Here is a 19,382-nt window from a genome sequence, read left to right on the forward strand (position 1 = left end):
CAGTAGACACCGATCGGAGTTCCTGGCAACGCCGTCGTTGGTGCGGATGACGATGGCTAGGGGGCAGGGCGGTGGGCGGGAGCCAACTCTGCTCATAAAGGCCGAGTCCTTGCTCCTGAAGTATCTCATGATGAGCTCCACCTTGGATCTAGTCACAATCCGCGTGCGTGACAACCTGGCCGTATTTGGGGTGGATATGAAGGACGACCCTGAGCGGTCTGGCATGGCTTGGTCTTACATAGAATCAGACGATGAAGCTACCGCGCTCAAGTTGGCCCTTGTAAGTAGTCAATGCGAAGTCTTTCTTTTCAACGAGCTTGCAGTAAACGTTGCTTATGCCAGATTTAATCTTCGCATCAAAGCGGGAGATCTCAACGAGTTCATGCACGGGACGGAGATTTTTGACTCGGGTATGGAGGGGTGGGAAGCGGCCGCGCGTGAAGCGTTTAACGCGTGGCGCAAGGGGGCGGCAGAAACCGTAACTGTGGAAGGCGAACGTATTTCGTCCTGGACGACAATCAACGCGAATCTCATTCTTAATCGCGGCGGCGCAAGTGGGCTCTCTATCTCCTTGGACAATGAGGGATTGCACCAAGAAAAACTGGCGGTCTGGCTGGTGGATAACCTCCATCCTGCAGGTGTCGTGCACAGCCCCCAGGTGGAGGAGAACGGTCAGTACCGCGAGTTGACTGATTTGCTACTAGCGTACCCCCTCGGGTGCTTCTTCGTCGAATCTAAGACGTTGACGATTTTTGGGCGACCAACGCTTCCCGACCGGAGGCGCCTGTCTCGGGATATAGCGAAGCATGTCGAGAAAGCCTCCAAACAGCTTTTGGGGGCAGTGCGCAGTGTGCGGCGTGGCTTGCCGGTCCTCGACGAAGCTGGCAGACAACTTCCGGTAAGCACCGATCAACCTCCACACCTAATCGTTTTGGTTCCAGACTTATCCCTCCTTGCGGGGGCTGACAAGTATGACTCCTCGTTCTTCGCCGGAATTGCCGAAGAGAATGAAGTTTTCTTTCATATCCTGGACCCCGTCGAATTGCTTAGAGTCGTTCAGGCGGCCGAGATGATCGCGGATCTTGGTGACGGGTCAACCACCAAAATGATGGCCTTCGACTTCTATCTAATGGAGCGAGTAAAATACTCCATGAACGCTCAAGATCCCAATTTCCGGGTACTCTTCCGGGGGTAGGCTTGGCCGAATACGTTCGGCGAATATCCCCTATTGCTCTGAGGTCTTGGTCAGCGGCAGGTCGTCGTGACGCTGGTGCCCGAGCTGGGATGAGATGCACGGTGGCGCGGGGCGTTTGAACGAGTGAGGGCCGTTCATGCCGGCTGGGCCTTATCCCGAGCTAGGGCCGCAACCTCGAGCTAGGCAGGCCGGCTTCCCGCACTTGGCCGCGCACCTCCCTTCAAACTGGCACGCGTGGTCTCAGTTCCGGTCTCGTTCACACATGTACGGCCTCGTTTGATCGCAGTTGGGGAGAGCCGTCGTCCGCTGGTTGGTACGTGCTCGACCCTTCACGAACGGAACCTTGCAGACCTCGATAGCGTGTGAGGGTTTACGCCCTCCGCGGGTTCAAATCCCGCCGCCACCGCCATATAGCAGGGCGAAATGCCCGGCGGCTCCGCTCGGAGCCGCCGGGCATTTCCTCGTCCAGTCTTAGCTTTATCGGGTGGACTCGCGGTTGAACAGCTTCTTCGACCAGAGGTAGCCGCCGAGGGTGATGACGACGCACCAGCCGATGGCGATTACGGCGCTGTTCCCGATCGGAGTGCCCATCAGGAGACCGCGAATGGTCTCGATGAGCGGGGTGAACGGCTGGTACTCGGCGAACCAGCGCAGCGCGGTGGGCATCGAGTCGGTCGGGACGAACCCGCTGCCGAGGAACGGAAGCAGGATCAGCGGCATGCCGACGTTGCTCGACGACTCGACGGTCTTGCTGGCCAGACCGAATGCGACCGACAGCCAGATGAAGGCGAAGGCCATCATCACCAGGACGCCGGTGAGGGCGAGCCAGTCGCCGAGACCTGCCGACGGCCGGAAGCCGATGAGCAGTGCGACGCCGATGACCGCCGCGATGCTGAGCATCGTCTGGACGAGACTGCCGACGACGTGCCCTGTCAGGACGGAGATGCGGGCGATGGCCATGGTGCGGAACCGGTCGACGATGCCCTCGGTCATGTCCATGGCGACCGAGATGGTGGTGCCCTGAACCGCGGCGGTGATCGTCATCAGGATGATCGCGGGGGTGACGTAGTTGACGTACTCCGCCCGCCCGCCGGAAGGGCCGCCGAGCCCGGCGCCGAGTGTGCCGCCGAGGACGTAGACGAACAGCAGCAGGAAGACGATCGGCATGCCGATGAGCATCACCGTCATGGACGGATAGCGCACCATTCGCTTGAGGTTGCGGCGCAGCATCGTCGCCGAGTCGGTCAGTGCGTACGACATGGTGCTCATCGCGTGGCCACCTTCTCGTTCCTGGGGTTGCCGGTGAGGGCGAGGAAGACGTCGTCGAGGTCGGGGGTGTGCATGCTCAGCGAGTCGACCTCGACCGCGTTCTCGTCAAGCCGGTCGAGCAGGGCCTTCAGCGCACGGAGGCTGCCGTCGTGCGGCACCCGCAGGGCGAGCGCGTCGCTGTCGCGGGACGTCTGGCCCACGGCGCGTACGGCGGACTCGAGGTCGCCGAGGCCGGCGAACCGCAGCAGGATGTGGCCGCCGGGGATGCGGCGCTTGAGTTCGTCCGCGGTGCCTTCGGCGACGATCTTGCCGTGGTTTAGTACCGCGATCCGGTCGGCGAGCTCGTCGGCCTCCTCCAGGTACTGCGTGGTGAGGAAGATGGTGACGCCACCCGCGACCAACTCCCGCACGATCTGCCACATGCCACGGCGGCTGCGCGGGTCCAGCCCGGTGGTCGGCTCGTCGAGGAAGATCACCTGGGGTGTGCCGACCAGGGTCATCGCGAGGTCAAGCCGCCTGCGCATGCCGCCGGAATAGGTCGCGGCCGGCTTCTTGGCCGCGTCGACCAGGTCGAACTGGTCGAGCAGTTCGGCCACTCTGCGCCTGCCCGCCGCCCGGCCAAGGTGGTGCAGGTCGGCCATCAGGGTCAGGTTCTCCTGGCCGGTGAGCAGGTTGTCGACCGCAGAGAACTGGCCGGTTACGCCGATCGCGGCGCGGACCGCGTCGGGCTCGGCGGCCAGGTCGTGGCCCGCGATTCGCGCGCTGCCCCCGTCGGCGCGGATCAGCGTGGACAAGATCTTGACCGTGGTGGTCTTGCCCGCTCCGTTCGCGCCGAGCAGCGAGAAAACGGTGCCCCGCGGGACGTTCAAATCGATTCCGTCGAGCACGACGTGGTCGCCGAACGACCTGCGTAGTCCGGTCGCCGTGATCGCCGACTCCGATGGCATGGTCATGGGAGGTCCCCTTCGAGAGTTCTGGTCAGGAACGGCGGACGGTGATGTCGCCGAAGGAGGTGTTCGCACGGACTTCGACGGTCTCCTCGGACTTCTCCGGTCCTTGGGCGATGTCGGCCAGCGCGTTGTGCACTCGCCCGTGCCCGGTTTTCAGGTCGAGCCAGGCGGCGGTGCCCGTGGCGACACCGATCTCCAGGTCGCCGGTCGCGGTGTGCAGCGTGACCGAGCCGCGCGCGACCTCGCCGATGCGAATGGTTCCGTTGGAGGTCTTGGCTTCCACTGCGGCCTCGGCCCGGTCGACGGAGATGTCGCCGTTGGCCGCACGTACACGCAGTTCGCCGGTGACGGTGCCGATGTCGGTGTTGCCGTTGGAGTTCTTGATGACCGCGGCCCCGCCGATCTCGCCGATGTGAACCCGTCCGCTGCCGGTGGCGACTTCGGCGTTACCGGCGATCGTGTCGACCGCGATGTGGCCACCGGAAGTGTCCAGGCGAAGCTGGCCGATCCGGTCGAGTCGGAAGTGACCGACGGACGTCTTGAACCGGCACTCCCCCAACACGCCGGTGCTGTGGAAGTCCCCGACCGACACGTCACCGTGCACCGCCGAGCCAGTGGGGAGTTCGACGAGCACGGCGACCGACCTGGTCTTCTTGGAGAAGTCGAACACCCGGGCCTTCGGCCCGCGCACGGTCAACGTGCCGTTGGCGTACTCGACGCGGGTCTGCTGCGCGGCCTCCACGTCGGAGTTGTCGGACTCGTCGCTCGGCCGTACCTCGACGACGGTGTCGGTGCGGTCGCTCGCGATGAGCCGCACGTCGCCGACGGAGATATCAATCGTGACGGAGATCGGTTCCGGGGTGGCGAAAACAGGCATGGCTGTCCCCTCGAGATGAGTCGGAAGAGCATCCCCGCTGGTAGGGGACGTGAAAGGAAGGTGGGGGCCGGGTTCGGCTAACGCGCCCAGCCGGTGTAGCGCTGCGCACTGGGCTTGCCGCGCCGGTCGGAGACGTGGTCGCGCTCCGAGGCTCGCAGCGCGGTCGAGGCGGCACGCACCAGCCACGCGTTGACCGACCGGCCCTCCTTGCCGGCCGCTTCCTCGACGGCGGCCTTGAGCTGCTCCGGGAGTCGGACGTTGATGCGCGTCGTGGCACCGTCCTCGAAGCCCATCGCGGCATCGTCGGCCGGCGCCGCGCCCCGGTCGGTCGGGTCTTCCCGTGGCTGCTCCACCTGGTGAGGTGCCACGACGAATTCCGGGTCACGGCCACGCAGGCGAACCTGGACCGAGCCGGGAGCCAGCTCCCTGGTGATCTCGTCGGCGGCGGCCGACAGTGCTTCGAGCAGGGCGAGCCGGATCGCCGACTCCATCGACACGGTCAACCGCTCGATCAACGCGGTGTCGTTGTCACCACCGGTCTCCGCGGCCGTCAGCAGCTCACGACCCAGAGAGGCCACGTACGGGGTCAGGTTCATGGCACCACTATGGCACACGATGGCACCATGGGCAACCAATCTGGCTCAGATTGGCAGCAGGCTGGCTCCAGGCTCGCGTTCGGTAACTCCCGGCGGTCGAGTTCTAGCCGAAGGTTCAACTCCCTCCGTCACCGCTCCGGAAATGCGAGAACGCCCGGACGATCCGTCAGGATCAGCTGGGCGTTCTCGTTTGTGGTCTCCCCAGGGTCCCGGTCGGGGGAACACAAGGGCCGACCGAATCATCGCGTTCCGGTGACTGGCTCACGGCCACGCCGCTCAGCGCCGGGCGAGTGCCGACTCCAGTCGCTGGATGAGCGTCTTGCGCCCCTTGCCGTCGCGCTCGTGCCGCAGTGCGGTCTTGAGCTGACCCGTATCCAGGTCGCGGACGAGCTTGGCCGCCTCGGCGACCGGCAGCTCCGACAGCCGTTCGGCAGAGGTGGCGTTCCGGCGGGCGCGTTTGGCCGGCCCGGTGTTGGACACGTACTGCTTGCCGGACCTTGATGCCTTGCGCTTCTTGGCGTCAGTCTCGCGCCGTTGCTTGTCGGAAAGCTGTTCCCAAGCATGTTTGGGTAGATAACGGTCCGTCTCGCCCGCTCGGCGGGCACGGGTGCCGCCGTCCTTGGTCTGCCAGTGCTCGCCGCCCCAACGTTGCAGGGACTTCTGGCGTTCGTCCTTCGGGCCTTCGAAGCCGCCGCCGCGCTTCTCGTATTCCCGGGTGAGCAGCTGCGACTTGCGCGCCGACCACTGCCCCGGCCGGCCGCCCTTGTCGGAGGCCTTGATCTCCTCCTTGATCTGCTCCCTGAGCTCGGGCTTCGTGTATTGGGCCATGCTCGGCGGTTACCCGGCACCCCGGGGCTCATGCTTCGTCCGGGAAGGGCCAGCAGCACCGGCGCCGGGCCTCCGGCGGCTCACCTCTGGGTTGCCGCGGTAGCCGCCGTCAGCCATCACCGGACGCCTGTTCAGCTTCTCCTCGATCGTTCAGCCGTCCTTGAGGACGATGCTGTCGACGGGTGGCGGCCGGAGCGGCCTCAGCCGTCCCGCCGCCACCTGGTCCGCGAAGAACTCCAGCAACTCCCGGTGGACGAAGATGTATCCGTCTCCGACGTCACGCAGGAAGAGGCACTGCACCGCGTAGTCGAGGAACGGCCGTAGCGGCCGGGGCAGCTCGTTGTCGCGGGCGAGTTGCCGGCGGACCAGCCACTGCTCCACGATCGGCCCGACCGCGACTGACACCAGCAGGTACAGCGCCGCCGCCGTCCCGACGAGCAGGCCGTACCGGACGCCGTCGGCGTCGGTCCGTGGCCAGGTGACGAGCACCCCGGCCGGGGCGCCGGTGATCACGCCGAGGGCCGGTGCCACGCGAAGGGCGAAGCGGAGCCGCTGGCGCAGCGCGGGGCTCGGGATCTCGCGGCGCGGGGCGCCCCCGGGAGGCCCCACGACGTAGAGGTGGAACGCCACGGTGTTGCCGACGCCCAGGGCGAGCAGCGCGGCCAGCGCGAAACCGATCCAGTACGCCAGGCCGGTGAGCAGGCCCGCCCAACCGCCGGAGAGGCCGAAGACCGCCCCGACCGCGAGCGTGCCGGCGACGAACGATCCGCCGACGGCCGGCTTGTACAGGACATCCGTGAACTCCTCGGCCGTGGCGGTCAGCCAGTTGACCCGGATCGCACGACGGCCCTCGGGCGGTCGTCCCCACCGCGCGATCAGGGTGAGGTTGTCGTACTCGCCGAAAGTGAGGCCGAGCGCCGTCATGACGGCGGCCACCGGGCCGGCGGGGACGCCGGCCCAGCCGGCCAGCAGCGCACCACAGAGCGCGACCAGCAGACCCACGGCGATGCTGGACGCGGTCCGGCTGCGCAGGTCGGCGTTCCTGCGCGGCCAGGTTCGTGACCAGTCCGGTGCCACCAGGTCCAGGACGAAGATGGACTGCTGTCGTTCCCGCATCTGGTGGCCGAGCAGCGAGAGGTACCGGGTGGCCTGCTCGGGACGGTAGCCGGGGTGCGGCCGGTGGCGCAGCATGGTCTCGGTGTACCGGGCGAAGAGCCGGTTCCGCCGGCTGCCGGTGCCGGTCTCCGGGCCGGGTCCGTCGGCGTAGGCCAGCGCCATGATGCTGAGCAGCAGCGGCGACCCGGTGAACTCCCACAACTCCTCGTCCGCCGCGAGGGCGGCCCGCAGGCCGGCGAGGGCGGGCCCGGACCGGTCCAGGTGTCGCTCGATCTGCGGCCGGGTCAGCGGCTCGATCGTCACGGTGCCGTAGACGGGCAGGCTGGTCCGGAGCCTTTGGTACTCCGCCGCACGGCAGCAGAGGGCGATCGGGGTGAGGGGCTGCTGGGCGTGGAACGCGGCGATCGCCGCCACGCATTCGTCGCGGCGCGCCTCGACCACCTCGTCGAGGCCGTCGAGCAGGGGCAGGATCTCGCCGCCCGCGACCCAGGCCGCAGCCTGGGCCGACGGTATCCCGTACCGCTCGGTGAGCTGCTCGGCGAGCCACTGGGCGAGGGGCTGGCGGCGCGTCGCCCACGACGAGAGGTTCAGGACCACCGGGACGGGCGCGTCCCGGTCCGTCTCGGCCCCGTCGAGCAGCTCGCGCGCGAGTTCGAGCAGCGTGGTCGTCTTGCCGGCCCCGGGTGCCCCGAGGATCACCATGGCCCGGTCGAGCCGCTCGAAGAGCGCGGCGACCGACGTCCGGTCGTCGAGGACACCGGTGAAGCCGTCCCGGTGGCTGGCCCGCAGCGTCCACGGGTACCGGCGGTCGTCGGTGGACGCCGTGATGCCCAGTTGGAGCCGCGCCTCCACGTGCAGCGAGCGGTCCAGCACGCTGGTGATCCAGTAGCGGCGTACCCGGTCGAGCAGCACCCGGCGGGCCCGCGCCGCGCTCGCGCCGCCGACCGGACCGGGCTCGCGGGCCCGGCGGATCTCGACCGCCGTCAGCGCCGTGGCCACGAAGGCGAGCAACGGCCAGGCGAGCCACAGGTACGGGGACCAGCGGTCGGGCAGCACCCCCGTGGCGACGTTGGTGACGACCCCCAGCAGGGTCACGCAGACCACCGTGAGGACGATTGTGGTTACCCGACGCATGCGTCGTCTCTACCGTCCGCCGCCGTGGCGCACAACCCGTGATCGGGTACGCCCTCACACCGGGCGGGCGGTCGCTTCGGTCAGCAGGGGCCGTGGCCCTCGGCGAAGAGGCGGCGGGCCCAGTTGGCGTACCCCGCGATGATCTTCCGGACCGTGCGGCCGTCGTGCAGGAAGAGGTACGCGCGGTCGCCGCGTCGGGCCAGCAGGCCGTCGAACCGGTACGTCCCGTGTGGAGCGACCAGCCGGCTGACCTGCGCGTAGCGGGCCCCGACCTGGCCGACGGGTGTACCGACGGTGACGCCCTCCGGGGTGCGGACCGGGTCGTCGAGCCAGAGCAGCACCAGCCGGTCGTCGACGAAGACCGGGCTGGTCTCCTCGTGTCCGGCGAGCGTCGGCCCGCACGCGTCGACCTCGGCGCGGAGTATGCCGCGCCGGGTCAGGTCCGCCCCGGTGTCGCCGAACTCGACGTTGCGCAGCCCGCGTAGGTTGACGACCTCTGCGGGGCGGTCCGGGCGGCCGACGCCGGACGGCGGGTCGGGCGGGCGAAGGTCGCCGCCGACCTTATTCGGCCCCTGTGGACATGCGCCGCTGCCGGCAATCGAGGCAGCTGCCAGTAGTGTCGCAATGAAAACGAATTGTCGCAATCTCATGGAATCCCCCAGTCCCCAACGGGACCGGGGCGCTCAGGTTGCTGCCGATCGACGGATTCCCTGATTTCCCATTCCTCGGCCAGCTCGTCCCAGTAGTCGGCGGTCAGTCCGCGCCGGCCGTGGATCAGCCAGCCGTCGGTGTTCCGCTCCAGGTGCAGGCCCAGCTCGGCGAACGGGTCGATCCACCGGCCCGGCTCCGCGCCGAGGCGGGCCAGCGCGGCGTTCAACGGCCACTGCTCGCGCGGGGAGCCCAACACGTCGTCGAAGCGCGGCCCCCAGCTCACCGCGCCGCCCAGCCAGACCACCGACGCCTGGCGGCCGACGCCGCCGGAGAACTCGGCCTCCAGGTACGCCACCGGCCCGAGCCGCGACCACCCGGCGAACAGCGCGTTCAGGGCCGGCGAGAGCACCAGCTCGAACGGCTGGTCGGGGCCGGGCCTGTCCACGACGAAGTCCGGCAGCGCCCCGGTGAGCTCCTCGACGAGCTGCGGGGTGACCGGCAGCAGCGCGAAGTCCTGGCGCAGCGCGGCGAGCACGGCGTGGTCCAGGTCGGCGGTCTGCTCGCGGAGCAGCTCGCCATCGGCGACGACGGCGCTGAGCTGGTAACTCATCGGCCCCCTCCGGCGACTGCCAGCGCTCGTCACCGGCGAATGTCCACAGCCTGTGGATAGAACATTTGTACGACCGGGAACGGAGTGCCGGCGCTGCCCCGGAACGTACCGGGTGTGCGACGGATCAAACGAGCTGATCCAGTCCGAGGTCGACTCGTCCGTGGCCCTGCGGTGGCCTGCCGACGTGGACCGGCCCCAGCCACACCAGCCCAGTGCCTTGGTCGCCGACGTCGAACTGCTCCGCAAACCTGGACCATGCGAGGGGATGACCGGATCGCCGCGCCCCACCTCCTAGCGGCACCCGGCCCCGCGCCCGGCATGGGCGCGGGCTGACGTCAGGAGCCGTTGACGAGGTAGCGGGGCGAGCCGGTGGCCAGGGCGATGACCGCCTGGTCGAGACGTTGCCAGACGTAGGGGCGCAGCAGCCTGGCGGCGTCGGGGAGCGGGGTGAACCGGCAGTCCGACAACTCGCCGTCCGTCGGGCGTAGCTGATCCGCGCCCGCCTCGACCGTGCCGCCGTCGAAGATGAACATCAGGCTGTCGTCCCACGGATCGTGGGGTGGGACCCAGTCGACGACGAGTAGCATCCCCATCCGTACCACCAGCCCCAGTTCCTCGCGCAGTTCCCGTTCGGCCGCGTGGTGCGGCGGCTCGTTCGCCTCCGCCATACCGCCGGGAAGGTCCCAGTCCGGCTTGTAACGCGGGTCGACCAGCAAGACGTCACCCCGACGGTTGCGGATGAGGACGTCCGCGCCCACCCTCTTGCGGGCCTGCCGGGCGTTGCCCTCGGCGAGGTACGCACGCCACGCGGCCGGGTCCCGCTCGTACAGAGGTATGTCGTCCGCCACCCGATCATTGTCGGCCCTGCGGGTGCTTGGCAGTCTCGGTGGCGCGACCAGGCGATCCCGCTCGGCGGCCTGGCATGGGGCGCAGCGCCCACTGCTGTTGTCGCGCGCCAACCTCCCGCCGCACCGGGGACAGACGGATCGCGTCGCCATGGACGGTGGCTCCTTGGGTTGCTGCGGACTCAGACCCTGATTCAACTGCTCGAAAGGGCTGGGCGGTATGCATGCCGTGTATATGGGGAGCATTCCGAAGACGTCGGCGTGGTGACCATCTCGGCTACGACTCCGGCACCGAAAACGACAGCGACCACCGGCAGGGGTAGGTCGTGGTGGTCGCGAGGGTCGCGCCCCTCCTCGCTGCCGGAGCAGGGCAGGGCAGGGCAGCATCCCGCTGGTCCATCGCCACTCGCGTTCGCGCTGCCTGAGCAGACAAGGCGAGCCGCGAGCGCGACCACCGCGCGGGCCGATTGTATATTGACCTCGATGGCGAATAGTTTCTGCTCCCAAGAAAGGACACGAGTGAAACGTCGACTTCTGCATGCACTGGCGGCCATGACTGTCATAATCGCCGGTACGGGCGTGGTGGCCACGCCAGCCTCGGCGAGCGACGCGTGGGGCATTGTCTGCAACCTCAGGGAGAACACCTGGCTCCGTGCCGCACCCCAGAGCGGCTTCGTGCTGCGCACCCTGACGGCCGGGCGTGGATTCCGCTGGCACGGTCAGGTCTGGGCCGTCGACGCCGACTCCTGGCTCTACGGCCATGGCGCCGAGGATCCGTCACTGGACGGTTGGGTGCCGGCCGGCAACACCACCTGCTGAACCCATAGCTGACAGGGGTGGCCGCAGTCGCCTCTTCGCCGCAGACCCCTACCAGACGCCATCGCTGTCCGCCTGAACGCTGTGTTGCCGGCTGGTCCAGGCGAGCTGTGGTTAGGAGCCCTCGCCGACAGCGCATGACGCTTGAGTCGGCCGACTGAGACCAGAGACGAGTCAGGGCCGGTCCCCGGTGGGGCCGGCCCTGCTGTCGTGCCTGGTGAGGCTGGCGGAGGATACGAGATTCGAACTCGTGAGGGTGTAAACCCAACACGCTTTCCAAGCGTGCGCCCTAGGCCTCTAGGCGAATCCTCCGTGGGACAGGATACAGGTCCGTCGTGGCCCCACCACCCCACCACCCCCCGAAGATCGACCGGCGGTCGGGTAGGGTGGGTCTCACCTCCCGTGCGGCGGTATCTCGTGAACCTCCCCAGGGCCGGAAGGCAGCAAGGATAAGCGAGCTCTGCCGGGTGCACGGGAGGCCTTTTTGTCTCCGGGCGCCGGTACCGTACCCGAGGTCAGGGTCACGGGGTGGTGGGTGGTCACGCGTGCCCGACCGGCGCAGAATGGCTCGGTCGAGAGGAGGCGGGACGGGTGGCACTGGCGCTCTACCGCAAGTACCGGCCGCGCACCTTCGCCGAGATCATCGGGCAGGAGCACGTCACCGAGCCGCTGTCGCAGGCGCTGCGCAGCGGGCGGCTCAACCACGCCTACCTCTTCTCCGGCCCGCGCGGCTGCGGCAAGACCTCCAGCGCACGCATCCTGGCCCGCTCGCTGAACTGTGAGCAGGGCCCCACCCCGGAGCCGTGCGGGCAGTGCGAGTCCTGCCGCTCGCTGGCCACCGACGGCGGCTCCATCGACGTGCTGGAGATCGACGCGGCCAGCCACGGCGGCGTCGACGACGCCCGGGAGCTGCGCGAGAAGGCGTTCTTCGCGCCGGCCCACAGCCGGTTCAAGATCTACGTCATCGACGAGGCGCACATGGTCTCGTCGGCGGGCTTCAACGCCCTGCTCAAGCTGGTCGAGGAGCCCCCGGAGTACGTCAAGTTCATCTTCGCCACGACCGAGCCGGAGAAGGTCCTCGGCACGATCAAGTCGCGGACCCACCACTACCCGTTCCGGCTGATCCCGCCGAAGGTGCTCCGGCCGTACCTTGAGCAGCTCTGCGAGGCCGAGGGGGCCACCGTCGAGCCGGCGGTCTTCCCCCTGGTCGTGCGTGCCGGCGGCGGCAGCGCCCGGGACAGCCTCTCCGTGCTCGACCAGCTCATCGCCGGCGCGGGTCCGGAGGGGGTCAGTTACGCCCGGGCCGCCGCGCTGCTCGGCGTCACCGACTCGGCTCTGATCGACGAGATGTGCGACGCGCTGGCCGCCGGGGACGGCGCGGCGGCGTACGCGACCGTGGACCGGGTGGCCGAGGCCGGGCACGACCCGCGCCGGTTCGCCTCGGACCTGCTGGAGCGGCTGCGCGACCTGATCGTGCTCCAGCAGGTGCCCGATGCCGCCACCAAGGGCCTGATCGACGGGCCGGCCGACGAGATCGAGCGGATGACCGCCCAGGCCCAGCGGCTCGGCCCGGCCACCCTGTCCCGGTGCGCCGACATCGTGCACAACGGCCTGGTGGACATGCGCGGCACCACCGCGCCCCGGCTGCTGCTGGAGTTGATCTGCGCCCGGATGCTGCTGCCGGGGGCGGACGACTCGACCGGTGCCCTGCTTCAGCGCCTGGAGCGGATGGAACGCCGGCTCACCCTCGGCGGCACCGAGTCGCCGCCGGCCGCCGCCGGCCCCGCGCCGGTCGCCCCGGCCCCTCCGGTACGCCCCGAGCCGGCCACCCCGCCTGCGGCTGCCGCGTCGTCCGCGCCGGCGGCGGCGTCCGCCGCCCCGGCGGGTGGCCCGCCTCCGCCCGCCGCTCCCGTGGCGGCGGCTCCGGCCGCCCCGGTCGCGCCTCGGCGGGAGGTCCCGCCGGAGGCGGTCATGCCCGACCCGGGCACCCTCGCCCCGCCCCGTCCCGGCGCGGCTGCCCCGGGAGCGCTGGACGCCGTGGCGGTGCGTCGGGCGTGGCCCGAGGTGGTCGGCAAGGTCAACCGGACCAACAAGCGGATTGCGGCGCTGATGCGTGACGCGGTGGTCCGGGAGTTGGACGGCGACGTGCTGCTGCTGACCGTGAAGTCGACGGTGCTGGCCAAGATGATGTCCGACCATGCTCAGGTGCTCACCGACGCCCTCTACGAGGAGTTCGGCGGGCGTTGGCAGATCCGCTGCGAGGTCTCCGGCGAGCGGGGCGGCGGCGGCCCTCGGGCGGCGGCTCCCGCGGCGGCCCGCCCGACCCCACAGGCACCGACCGCCCCCGCCGCCCGCCCGACGTCCGGCGTACCGAACGGCCGGGCCGGCGCGGCTCCGGGCGGGCCGGCCACGTCGGCCGGTGGGAACGAGGAGTGGCCCGAACCGGCCCGCCCCGGCGGGGCCGCGCCGGCCGTGAACGCGACCCAGGAGGACGACTGGCCGGAGGCGGCCCGCCCGGGCGGGACCGACCCCGCCGGGCCGCCCGCTGACGGCGCGGGGGCGACCGTCCCGCCCCGGACCCCCGCCGCCGCTGCCCCGACGCGTGAGCCCGCACCCGCCGTCCCGGCTCGGGGCGCGGGCCCGGAGCCGACCGTCCCGCCGGCCAACGGCTCCGCCGGCAACGGTGGCGGTGCGGGCGGTGCACCGGTCAGCAGCGCCATCGCCGCCGCGCGGGCGGCGGCGGCCGGCCGCGGCCCGCGTACCCAGAACGGGGCCCGGCGGTCCGCGGACGCGGACTGGGCCGGCGAGCCGCCCTACGACCCCGACTACGACGGGCCGGTGCGCGGCGGTGGACGCCCTGGTCCGGCTGCGCCGGCCACCCCGAGCTACGAGGGCTTCGACCCGGGCGACGAGCCGCTCGACGAGGTGATCGACGAGCGGACCGCCCGGCAGTCCAGCGAGGAGCAGGCGGTGCAGCTGCTCCGGGAGGCGTTCGGCGCCGAGAAGATCGACGAGGTGGACGCCCGCTGACGCGGGTGTCGCCCGTACCCGAGAACGGGCCACGCCCCCGACTAGGCTGGGCGCGGCCGAGCAGACGAGTGTGAGAAGGAGCCATCCGTGCGCCCAGGTGGACAGCCGAACATGCAGCAGATGCTGAAGCAGGCGCAGAAGATGCAGCAGCAGATCGCCAAGGCCCAGGCCGAGCTGGCCGAGGCAGAGCTGACCGGCACCGCCGGCGGCGGCCTCGTCACCGCGACCGTCTCCGGCTCCGGCGACATCAAGAGCATCAAGATCGACCCGAAGGCGGTCGACCCGGAGGACGTGGAGACGCTGGAGGACCTGGTGGTCGCCGCGCTGCACAACGCCGCCGAGGCGGCCCGGGTGCTGACCGAGCAGAAGATGGGTCCGGTCGCGGGCGGCGCGGGCGGCCTCGGCCTCCCCGGTTTCTGAGCCGGCGACCAGATGTACGAAGGTGCCATCCAGGACCTGATCGACGAGCTGGGGCGGCTGCCGGGCGTCGGCCCGAAGAGCGCCCAGCGGATCGCCTTCCACGTCCTGTCGGCGGACCCGGCCGACGTCAACCGGCTGGCCGGCGCGCTGCGCAAGGTCAAGGATCTGGTGCGGTTCTGTACCACCTGCTACAACGTCGCCGAGTCCGAGCAGTGCCGGATCTGCCGGGACCCGCGCCGCACCGACGAGGTGCTCTGCGTGGTCGAGGAGCCGAAGGACGTGGTGGCGGTCGAGCGGACCGGCGAGTTCCGGGGCCGCTACCACGTGCTCGGTGGGGCGATCAACCCGCTGGAGGGGATCGGCCCGGACAACCTGCGCATCCGGGAGCTGCTGACCCGGCTGAGTGGCGGCGCGGTGCGTGAGCTGATCCTCGCCACCGACCCGAACACCGAGGGCGAGGCGACGGCGACGTACCTGGCGCTGATGGTCAAGCCGATGGGCATCGCGGTGACCCGGCTCGCCAGCGGCCTGCCGGTCGGCGGCGACCTGGAGTACGCCGACGAGATCACCCTCGGCCGCGCCTTCGAGGGCCGCCGGGCGGTCTGAGAGTCCGGTTCCCGATGGCGAAACGGTGGGCCGCTGGTGGCGTGGGTGGGCCGCTGGTGGCGTGTCGGTGACCTCCGTCGCGAGGCTGGTGCTTCTCGCACCCCGCGACGGCGGTCACTGTGCGGAGAATCTTGATACCTGTGCTCGGACTGGCGGTGCTGATGCCGTTGGTCCCTCACGGACGACCGGCATCGGCGGCACCCCCCACTCCGGCCCGGACCGAGCGCCGCCGCCCCACAGGACGACCGTAGCGCGCCGGTGGCGCCCGACCGCGTCCTCGAATTTGACCGGAGTCTCGGGCCTGGCTGGCGACGGTCCACCGACCGGGCGGTCACCACCTCTGCCGACGAGACCGGCCTGCACGTGCTCGTGGCGGACACCAAAGCGGCGTACCAGTGGCGGACCGCCGCGACTCTCGCCGAGCCGGGCGTGACGACGGACCAGTGGACGGGCCAACTCTGCGTCACCGGCTCCGGCCGGCGAGCCGTCGTGGTCTACGCCCCGCGACAGTTCGCCAACAAGGAGAACCTGCTCAACGCGGGCGCTTTCGCGGCCGTGGTGGACCTGAGCACCGGCGTGGTCACCAAGCTGCCCGAGCGGTACTCCCTGGCGTACCACAACCCGGGCTGCGCGGCCGGTGAGAGCGTGGTGCTGACCCGGCTGGAGTTGCCGGCCACGGCGAATGGGAACGCGGCGGCCCGGACGGTGCTCACCACGGTGGACACCCGCCGGCCCCTCGCTGGTCACCGGGTGTACGCGTCCGGCCAGCTCACCTCGGCTGTCCCGGTCGAGGGCTCGATCCTCGCCGCGAAGGGGGACGCGCTGGTCACGGTCGACAGGAAGGGGACGGTGCGGCCAGCGGCCCGGACCGGTGGGACGCCCTTCCGGCTGATGCCGGACGGGTCGCGGGGCGTCGCCTTCCAGGTGGCCCGGACCGACAAGGTCGACCTGCTCCGCTGGACCGGCGGCCGGCTCGCCACCGTGGCCACCGTGCCGAGCGGGACGGTGAAGCTGCGGGCCAGTGGGCAGGGCCGGGTCTTCGCTGTGGGGGCCCGGGCCGGCGCGAGACTCGCCGGACGGAGCCTGCCACCCGGCTGGCGTTCCATCGACGCGCCACCTGACAGCGACGTTTCGCGGACCGGGGACCTGGTCGTGACCCGGGCGGGCACGGGTCGGGAGGCCGCAGGGCCGACGGCCGGCGGCGGAACCGGCGACGGCCGGGCGGACCGGGTCCGGATCACGGCCCGGGTCCGCAGCGGCGCGCAGGTCGAGTTCGACGTGGAGCCGTCGGTCGGCGCGGCCGGCCGGCGGCTGTCGCCCGCCGTGGGCGGGACGATCGGCGTGGAGGAACCGCGGGCCACGCTCACCGGTCCCGACCCTGCCACGGTCGCCTGGGGACGAGGACCGTTCCTGCGCGGTGCCCCGCAACGACCCGATGACCCAGGCGTACCAGCCCAACCGGGAGCAGATGGAGTGGGCGGCCGACCTGGCGGTACGGGGGCAGCTCACCTTCCAGCGGCCGGCCAACTGGTCGAACAACGGGCTGCCGGCGTACTCCCCGCAGGGGATGTTCCCATCGCTTGCCCTCTCCGGCGGCGGGTTCGTGCCGGCGCAGGTGTTCCTCGGGATCCTGGCACAGGAGTCGAACCTGCTGCAGGCCAGCTTCCACGTGGTGGACGGCCTCGCCGGCAACCCGTTGACCAGCCTGGGCTACTACGGGCTCGATCTGATGAACCCCGACGTCACGAAGAACGTCTGCATCAGCCGGGCGTCCTTCCACTCGAAGGACACCGGTGCGGTGACGTATGCCAACGCCGTATCCTCCCGACTGTCGGCGGTGGGCTACAACTGATCCAGGCCCGTGGGCACCTCGCCGATCGGCGAGGTGCCCACGGACATCGGGAGGTGGCTGTGAAACGGCGGCCGGATGAGCGGGAGCCTCTGGCACCGGGGGTCCTGACGGCCCTGCTGCTGATCGCCTTCGTGGGCGGTGCGGTGTGGCTGGAGGCGAAGGCGCGGCAGCACGGAAAGGCCAGCCGGGCGGGCGAGGCGCGGGCGGAGGCGGCGCTGGCACAGCGAGCGCGGGAGTACGGCGACGCGGTGCTCGCCACGGGGGCGACGGCCCCGACCGACGACCGTGTCCTGGCGATCGCCGACGAGATGGGTGTGGAGGTGCGGGAGATTCACCGGACGCCGGACCTGTCCGTGGTCCTGCACGACGCCCAGGGGCACGGCCCGGGTCCCCTGCCCACCGTCGTGACGCAGTGCCACCGGATCACGTTCCGCCACCCGGCGGTGGCGACCCCCGCCGCGCAGGTCGAACTACTGCCGACCTGTCCGACCGTGACCGCCATCCCGACTCCCTCCCGTTCTGGATCCTGATCCCGCATTCGCCGCTGGCTGAAGTACGCCGGCCGTCGGTCCTTCCGGCGTCCCGATTCACTGTGGGGTGTCTGACATCTGGTCGGACGGGGGCGACGGTCGATGTAACAAATTCGCATCTATGAACCGGTGCATATCGTCCCTTTGGTGGCGGCCCGCCGGGCCGGCGCGTGCGGGGCGCACCGGTTAAGACACGATCCGATACCAACCGCTTCCTCGGCGGTTTCCCGGGGGTCCGAACGGCAGCTAAGGTCACGCCCATCGGTGACCCCTGTCACCACGTTGTCCGTACCCCCAAGGACGAGGTGAAGCACCCATGCGTGCACCCAGGCCGAAGGTCGCAATTGCGGCCGTCGCGGTCGCGGCCCTCGCGGTAGCAGGCTGCGCCGAGAGCGACCGCGATGACAGTTCCGGCGGTAGCAAGAAGGACACTCTGGTCTTCGGCGTGGCCGGCGACCCGAAGGTCCTCGACCCCAGCTTCGCCAGCGACGGCGAGTCGCTGCGCGTGGCGCGTCAGGTCTTCGAGACCCTGGTCCGGCCGGAGGAGGGTGGCACCAAGGTCACCCCGGGGCTGGCCGAGTCGTGGACCCCGGACGCAGCCGGCACCACTTGGACGTTCAAGCTCCGCTCGGGCGTGAAGTTCCACGACGGCGCCGACTTCAACGCCGACGCCGTGTGCGTGAACTTCAACCGCTGGTACAACGCCAAGGGCCTCATGCAGAGCCCGGACGTGACCGCGTACTGGCAGGACGTCATGGGCGGGTTCGCCAAGAACGAGAACGCCGACCTGCCGCCGAGCCTGTTCAAGTCGTGCACCGCCAAGGACGCCACCACGGTCGACCTGGCGTTCACCCGGGTCTCCAGCAAGATCCCGGCCGCGCTGATGCTGCCCTCGTTCTCCATCCACAGCCCGAAGGCGCTGGAGCAGTACGACGCCAGCAACGTGGGTGGCACCGCCGAGGACATCAAGTACCCGGCGTACGCGATGGAGCACCCGACCGGCACCGGCCCGTTCAAGTTCAAGGCCTGGGACGTCGCCAACAAGACGCTCACCATCGAGCGCAACGACGACTACTACGGCAACAAGGCCAAGCTGAAGACCCTGATCTACAAGACCATCTCGGACGAGAACGCGCGCAAGCAGGCGCTGCGCTCCGGCGACATCCAGGGCTACGACCTGGTCGGCCCGGCCGACGTCGAGCCGCTGAAGTCCGAGGGCTTCAACATGCTCACCCGCCCGGCGTTCAACGTTCTCTACCTGGCGATCAACCAGAAGGGGAACCCGAAGCTCGCCGACGTCAAGGTTCGCCAGGCGATCGCGTACGCGCTCAACCGCCAGGCACTGGTCGACTCGAAGCTGCCCCCGGGCGCCAAGGTCGGCGTGAACTTCATGCCGGACACCGTCGAGGGCTTCAACGGCGACGTGGCCAAGTACGACTACAACCCGGAGAAGGCCAAGGCGCTGTTGGCCGAGGCCGGCGCGTCGAACCTGACTCTGCGGTTCCACTACCCGACCGAGGTCACCCGGCCGTACATGCCGAACCCGAAGGACATCTTCGAGCTGCTCTCGGCAGACCTCAAGGCGGTCGGCATCAAGGTCGAGGCCATCCCGCTCAAGTGGAGCCCGGACTACCTGAACGCCACCACCTCGGGCAACAAGCACGACATCCACTTCCTCGGCTGGACCGGTGACTACGGCGACGCCTACAACTTCATCGGCACCTTCTTCGACCGGCCGAAGGACGAGTGGGGCTTCACCGACAAGGCCCTCTTCGACCAGTTCAAGGACGCGGACACCACCGCCGACCAGGCGGCCCGGGTGGAGAAGTACAAGGCTCTGAACAAGGCCATCATGGAGCTCGTGCCGGGTGTGCCGATCTCGCACTCGCCGCCGGCGATCGTGTTCGGCAAGGACGTGACCGGGATCAAGGCGAGCCCGCTCACCGACGAGCGGTTCGCTACCGCCGAGTTCAAGTCCTGATCTGACGCAACGAACGCGGGCGGGTGCTGTTACCACGGCACCCGCCCGCACCCCTCCGCACCCCTTTCCGAGGCCG

Annotated in this window: 19 protein-coding genes, 1 tRNA gene and 1 other RNA gene; 9 read left to right on the forward strand and 12 right to left on the reverse strand. The window is 69.8% G+C overall.

Annotated elements, in window-relative coordinates:
• The first annotated feature begins 163 nt into the window (after nt 1-163).
• The gene (locus tag ACH4T9_RS05190) at nt 164-1,195 is read left to right on the forward strand and encodes a hypothetical protein (RefSeq protein WP_396670697.1); all 1,032 of its coding nucleotides are present in this window, start codon (nt 164-166) and stop codon (nt 1,193-1,195) included.
• Between the two features lie 477 nt (nt 1,196-1,672).
• Here the strand turns inward: ACH4T9_RS05190 and ACH4T9_RS05195 are convergent, their stop codons facing one another.
• The 9 genes from ACH4T9_RS05195 to ACH4T9_RS05235 all read right to left on the reverse strand — a co-directional run bounded on the left by ACH4T9_RS05195 (nt 1,673) and on the right by ACH4T9_RS05235 (nt 10,074).
• Nucleotides 1,673-2,464 (reverse strand): ABC transporter permease, encoded by a 792-nt coding sequence (locus ACH4T9_RS05195; protein WP_396670696.1) that lies wholly within the window; start codon nt 2,462-2,464, stop codon nt 1,673-1,675.
• Nucleotides 2,461-3,417 carry an ATP-binding cassette domain-containing protein gene (locus tag ACH4T9_RS05200; RefSeq protein WP_396670695.1) on the reverse strand — a complete coding sequence of 319 codons (957 nt, stop codon included), beginning with the start codon at nt 3,415-3,417 and terminating at the stop codon, nt 2,461-2,463. The genes ACH4T9_RS05195 and ACH4T9_RS05200 overlap by 4 nt, the downstream gene beginning before the upstream one ends.
• A gap of 25 nt (nt 3,418-3,442) precedes the next feature.
• The gene (locus ACH4T9_RS05205; RefSeq protein ID WP_396670694.1) at nt 3,443-4,291 is read right to left on the reverse strand and encodes a DUF4097 family beta strand repeat-containing protein; all 849 of its coding nucleotides are present in this window, start codon (nt 4,289-4,291) and stop codon (nt 3,443-3,445) included.
• 77 nt (nt 4,292-4,368) lie between these two features.
• Nucleotides 4,369-4,887, reverse strand: a complete 519-nt coding sequence (locus ACH4T9_RS05210) for a ribbon-helix-helix protein, CopG family (RefSeq protein ID WP_396670693.1) — start codon at nt 4,885-4,887, stop codon at nt 4,369-4,371.
• A 276-nt stretch (nt 4,888-5,163) separates the two neighbouring features.
• The gene (locus ACH4T9_RS05215) at nt 5,164-5,715 is read right to left on the reverse strand and encodes a DUF5872 domain-containing protein (RefSeq protein WP_387026436.1); all 552 of its coding nucleotides are present in this window, start codon (nt 5,713-5,715) and stop codon (nt 5,164-5,166) included.
• Between the two features lie 150 nt (nt 5,716-5,865).
• On the reverse strand, nt 5,866-7,965 hold the full coding sequence (locus tag ACH4T9_RS05220; protein WP_396670692.1) for an NACHT domain-containing protein: 2,100 nt from the start codon (nt 7,963-7,965) through the stop codon (nt 5,866-5,868).
• Nucleotides 7,966-8,045: 80 nt separating this feature from the next.
• Entirely contained in the window at nt 8,046-8,579 is a 534-nt protein-coding gene (locus ACH4T9_RS05225; RefSeq protein ID WP_396670772.1) for a hypothetical protein, read from the reverse strand.
• 32 nt (nt 8,580-8,611) lie between these two features.
• Complete coding sequence (locus ACH4T9_RS05230) at nt 8,612-9,226, reverse strand: hypothetical protein (RefSeq protein WP_396670691.1); 615 nt, start codon at nt 9,224-9,226, stop codon at nt 8,612-8,614.
• A 335-nt stretch (nt 9,227-9,561) separates the two neighbouring features.
• Nucleotides 9,562-10,074 (reverse strand): NUDIX domain-containing protein, encoded by a 513-nt coding sequence (locus ACH4T9_RS05235; RefSeq protein ID WP_396670690.1) that lies wholly within the window; start codon nt 10,072-10,074, stop codon nt 9,562-9,564.
• Nucleotides 10,075-10,623: 549 nt separating this feature from the next.
• Here ACH4T9_RS05235 and ACH4T9_RS05240 point away from each other — a divergent pair.
• Complete coding sequence (locus ACH4T9_RS05240) at nt 10,624-10,890, forward strand: hypothetical protein (protein WP_396670689.1); 267 nt, start codon at nt 10,624-10,626, stop codon at nt 10,888-10,890.
• 221 nt (nt 10,891-11,111) lie between these two features.
• Here ACH4T9_RS05240 and ACH4T9_RS05245 read toward each other — a convergent pair.
• Nucleotides 11,112-11,199: transfer RNA gene (locus tag ACH4T9_RS05245), tRNA-Ser, on the reverse strand.
• A gap of 82 nt (nt 11,200-11,281) precedes the next feature.
• Between ACH4T9_RS05245 and ffs the strand changes: the two genes are divergently transcribed.
• The 4 genes from ffs to recR all read left to right on the forward strand — a co-directional run bounded on the left by ffs (nt 11,282) and on the right by recR (nt 14,943).
• Nucleotides 11,282-11,371: signal recognition particle sRNA small type (ffs, locus tag ACH4T9_RS05250), an RNA gene on the forward strand.
• 107 nt (nt 11,372-11,478) lie between these two features.
• The gene (locus ACH4T9_RS05255; protein WP_396670688.1) at nt 11,479-13,917 is read left to right on the forward strand and encodes a DNA polymerase III subunit gamma and tau; all 2,439 of its coding nucleotides are present in this window, start codon (nt 11,479-11,481) and stop codon (nt 13,915-13,917) included.
• A 111-nt stretch (nt 13,918-14,028) separates the two neighbouring features.
• Nucleotides 14,029-14,337, forward strand: coding sequence for a YbaB/EbfC family nucleoid-associated protein (locus tag ACH4T9_RS05260; RefSeq protein ID WP_201754419.1), 309 nt, complete (start codon nt 14,029-14,031; stop codon nt 14,335-14,337).
• A gap of 12 nt (nt 14,338-14,349) precedes the next feature.
• Nucleotides 14,350-14,943, forward strand: coding sequence for a recombination mediator RecR (gene recR / locus ACH4T9_RS05265; protein ID WP_350881190.1), 594 nt, complete (start codon nt 14,350-14,352; stop codon nt 14,941-14,943).
• A 494-nt stretch (nt 14,944-15,437) separates the two neighbouring features.
• Here recR and ACH4T9_RS05270 read toward each other — a convergent pair whose 3' ends face one another.
• Nucleotides 15,438-15,668, reverse strand: a complete 231-nt coding sequence (locus ACH4T9_RS05270) for a hypothetical protein (protein WP_396670687.1) — start codon at nt 15,666-15,668, stop codon at nt 15,438-15,440.
• 18 nt (nt 15,669-15,686) lie between these two features.
• Nucleotides 15,687-16,049 carry a hypothetical protein gene (locus ACH4T9_RS05275; protein WP_396670686.1) on the reverse strand — a complete coding sequence of 121 codons (363 nt, stop codon included), beginning with the start codon at nt 16,047-16,049 and terminating at the stop codon, nt 15,687-15,689.
• A 311-nt stretch (nt 16,050-16,360) separates the two neighbouring features.
• Between ACH4T9_RS05275 and ACH4T9_RS05280 the strand changes: the two genes are divergently transcribed.
• The 3 genes from ACH4T9_RS05280 (at nt 16,361) to ACH4T9_RS05290 (ending at nt 19,306) form a co-directional block, all read left to right on the forward strand.
• On the forward strand, nt 16,361-16,795 hold the full coding sequence (locus ACH4T9_RS05280; RefSeq protein WP_396670685.1) for a hypothetical protein: 435 nt from the start codon (nt 16,361-16,363) through the stop codon (nt 16,793-16,795).
• Nucleotides 16,796-16,854: 59 nt separating this feature from the next.
• On the forward strand, nt 16,855-17,325 hold the full coding sequence (locus ACH4T9_RS05285; RefSeq protein ID WP_396670684.1) for a hypothetical protein: 471 nt from the start codon (nt 16,855-16,857) through the stop codon (nt 17,323-17,325).
• Nucleotides 17,326-17,641: 316 nt separating this feature from the next.
• Entirely contained in the window at nt 17,642-19,306 is a 1,665-nt protein-coding gene (locus tag ACH4T9_RS05290; RefSeq protein WP_396670683.1) for an ABC transporter substrate-binding protein, read from the forward strand.
• Nucleotides 19,307-19,382: the final 76 nt, after the last annotated feature.

The sequence above is a fragment of the Micromonospora sp. NPDC020750 genome (assembly GCF_044334565.1).
In the GTDB taxonomy this organism is placed as follows: Bacteria; Actinomycetota; Actinomycetes; order Mycobacteriales; family Micromonosporaceae; genus Micromonospora.

Excerpts from the sequence above, each read along its gene's own strand:
- ACH4T9_RS05195 (WP_396670696.1), bottom strand. The coding sequence starts at position 2,464 with ATGAGCACCATGTCGTACGCACTGACCGACTCGGCGACGATGCTGCGC.
- ACH4T9_RS05200 (WP_396670695.1), bottom strand. The coding sequence starts at position 3,417 with ATGACCATGCCATCGGAGTCGGCGATCACGGCGACCGGACTACGCAGG.
- ACH4T9_RS05205 (WP_396670694.1), bottom strand. The coding sequence starts at position 4,291 with ATGCCTGTTTTCGCCACCCCGGAACCGATCTCCGTCACGATTGATATC.
- ACH4T9_RS05210 (WP_396670693.1), bottom strand. The coding sequence starts at position 4,887 with ATGAACCTGACCCCGTACGTGGCCTCTCTGGGTCGTGAGCTGCTGACG.
- ACH4T9_RS05215 (WP_387026436.1), bottom strand. The coding sequence starts at position 5,715 with ATGGCCCAATACACGAAGCCCGAGCTCAGGGAGCAGATCAAGGAGGAG.
- ACH4T9_RS05220 (WP_396670692.1), bottom strand. The coding sequence starts at position 7,965 with ATGCGTCGGGTAACCACAATCGTCCTCACGGTGGTCTGCGTGACCCTG.
- ACH4T9_RS05230 (WP_396670691.1), bottom strand. The coding sequence starts at position 9,226 with ATGAGTTACCAGCTCAGCGCCGTCGTCGCCGATGGCGAGCTGCTCCGC.
- ACH4T9_RS05240 (WP_396670689.1), top strand. The coding sequence starts at position 10,624 with ATGACTGTCATAATCGCCGGTACGGGCGTGGTGGCCACGCCAGCCTCG.
- ACH4T9_RS05260 (WP_201754419.1), top strand. The coding sequence starts at position 14,029 with ATGCAGCAGATGCTGAAGCAGGCGCAGAAGATGCAGCAGCAGATCGCC.
- recR (WP_350881190.1), top strand. The coding sequence starts at position 14,350 with ATGTACGAAGGTGCCATCCAGGACCTGATCGACGAGCTGGGGCGGCTG.
- ACH4T9_RS05275 (WP_396670686.1), bottom strand. The coding sequence starts at position 16,049 with ATGGAACGCCAGCCGGGTGGCAGGCTCCGTCCGGCGAGTCTCGCGCCG.
- ACH4T9_RS05290 (WP_396670683.1), top strand. The coding sequence starts at position 17,642 with ATGCGTGCACCCAGGCCGAAGGTCGCAATTGCGGCCGTCGCGGTCGCG.